Genomic DNA, 2,604 nt, shown 5'->3' on the forward strand with positions numbered 1-2,604 from the left:
GACCTGCGCGAAGCGATCAACTTCGCCTGGCGGCAATGGAAGTTCATCGGCGCGGTGGTCGCGCTGGCGCTGCTGATCGGCGCGCTCTATATCGCCCGCCAGACCCCGCTCTACACCGCCAGCGCCCAGCTGTTGCTCGATCCGAATAAGGAGAAGGCGGCAGGTCAGGACACGGTCTTGACCGACGCCGTCTTTGATCTGCCGGCGATCGAAAGTCAGATGGCGGTGATCCGTTCGACCGCGTTGCTGAAGCGGGTCGCCGACAAGGAGCGGCTGATCGACGATCCGGAATTCGGCTCGGGGCCGGTCGTCGTCGGCGGCGGCCTGCTCGCCGCGATCCGCGAGTTCTTCTCGCAAGCGCCGCCACCTTCGGCCCCGCCGCGGCCGCGCGCCGCCGCAACCGGCGACAGCGGCGACCTGACCGCGCTCGCGCCCGACCTCGTCGCCACGATCGAGAACGTCAAATCGGCGGTCGCCGTTCAGCGCGCCGGCCAGGCCCTGGTGCTCAACGTCTCCTTCACCTCCGCCGATCCCAACAAGGCCGCCAAACTCGCCAACGCCGTCGCCGACGCCTATGTTGTCGACAAGCTCGACGCGCGCTTCGAGGCGGCCAAGCGCGCTTCCGCCTGGCTCAGCGACCGCCTGGTCGAGCTGAAGCAGCAATTGCATGATTCGGAAGAGGCGGTCGCCAGCTTTCGCGCCGACAACAATCTCCCTTCCGTCGGCGGGCAGGGCGTGACCATGAGCCAGGAGCAGCTTGCCCAGCTCAACGGCCGCCTCGTCGCCGCTCGCGCCGAGACGGCGGAGAAGAAGGCCCGGCTCGATCTGCTGCAGAAGGTTGAGGCCGCCGGCGGCGCCATCGCCGATCTGCCCGATATCGCCAACGCCGGCGCCATCCCCGACCTGCGCAAGCAGGAGAACGACCTCAAGCGCGAGGAAGCCGATCTGCTCGCTCGCTATTCCGATCGCCATCCCTCCGTCGTCAACGTGCGGGCGCAATTGGCCGACGTCCATCGCGCGATCGCCGCCGAAGCCGGGCGGCTCGCCGCCGACGTCAAGCACGATTACGACCTCGCCCTCGCCCGCCAGGCGGAGACCGAGAAGGCCTTGGGCGAAGTGACGGGGCAGACCGACCTCGACGCCTCCAAGGCGATCACGCTACGCGAACTCGAACGCAACGCCGCGGTCAATAAGAGCCTGTTCGAGGATTTTCTCCAGCGCTCGCGCGTCACCGAGGAACAATCGACCTTCGAGGCGCGCGACGCGCGGGTGATCACGCCGGCGCTGCCGCCCGGCGTCCCCAGTTCGCCCAAGCGCATGCAGATCCTGCTGGTCTCTCTGCTGCTCGGTCTCGCTGCGGGAATCGGCGGCGCCTACCTGATCGAATCGCTCAACGCCGGCTTCACCACCCCGCGTCAGGTCGAGGAATTGTTGGGACTGCCGTTACTCGCCTCGGTCTCGCGCATGGAGGCGCGCGATTTGACCACCGAGGGCGGCCTGCTCACCATGCCGCAATACCCCTTCGCCAAGCCTTTGTCGCGCTTTTCTGAAGCGATCCGCTCTTTGCGCAGCGCGGTCGCGATGAGTGACGTCGACCATCCGCCGCGGGTCCTGCAATTGACCTCGACCTTGCCCGGCGAAGGCAAATCGACCATCGCCATGACCATCGCGGCCTCGGCCGCTCAGTCGGGCCTCAAGACGCTGCTCGTCGACGCCGACCTGCGCCACCCCTCCGCCTCGCGCTACTTCAAGACGGAGAAGCGCGTTGGTCTCGTCGACTATCTCGTCGGCGCCGCCGAGCTCAAGGACGCGCTCGTCTTCAACGAGGGCTTGCGTCTGTATGTGCTGCCCTCGGGGGCCAAGACCCAGAACCCGCCCGATCTGCTCGGCTCGGAGCGGTTCAAGGCGATGATCGAAACGCTGAGGAACGATTTCGACCTGATCGTCCTCGACACCCCGCCGATGGGGCCGGTGGTCGATCCCTTGATCGTCGCTCAGGTGGTCGACAAGGTCGCCTTTGTCGTGCGCTGGGCGGTGACGGCGCGCGAAATGGCCGCCCATTCGATCGATCAGCTCGGCGGCCACCACAAGGTGGCGGGCGTCGTTTTCAACTATGTCGTCGACGCCCAGGCCCAGAAATACGGTCGCTACGCCTATTCCTACTATTACGGCGGCCGCGCCTACCGGAAGTATTATAACGAATGATCGGCCTGCGGAGTTTGCGGTTCTGGACGACGCTGGTCGTCGTTCTGCTATCGCTGACCGCGATCGACCAAGGCTGGACGGCGCTGCGGCTCGGGCTCGCCGAATGGGGCGCCGAGGCTGGCGACGCCGAGGCGCGCTTTTCCCCCTTCGTCGGCGACGGTCTCGTCGGCGACCTCGCCCTGCGCGATTCCCTGCGCCTCGCGCCGCCAGTGGCGACGAAAGCGAAGATCGCCGCCGTCAGCGCGCTGTTGAGCCGGACGCCGCTCAACGGCGGCGCCTGGCTCGATCTCGCCATCGCGCGGCGCGCCGCCGGCGACAAGATGGAGAGCGTCGCCGCCGCTTTGGCGATGTCGACCACGACCGGACCCAACGAGGCGTCTCTGATGGCGGGACGCGCGA

General features: G+C 67.2%; 2 protein-coding genes. Both read left to right on the plus strand.

The window, feature by feature from the left end:
- Nucleotides 1-2,205: GumC family protein (locus tag ABSF49_RS21540; RefSeq protein ID WP_424114677.1), on the plus strand; the 2,205-nt coding region annotated here is incomplete at its 5' end.
- Nucleotides 2,202-2,604 (plus strand): hypothetical protein (locus ABSF49_RS21545; protein WP_424114678.1); only part of this gene is annotated, 403 nt, incomplete at its 3' end. The genes ABSF49_RS21540 and ABSF49_RS21545, both read left to right, overlap by 4 nt.

The sequence above is a fragment of the Roseiarcus sp. genome, assembly GCF_049514155.1.
In the GTDB taxonomy this organism is placed as follows: Bacteria; Pseudomonadota; Alphaproteobacteria; order Rhizobiales; family Beijerinckiaceae; genus Roseiarcus.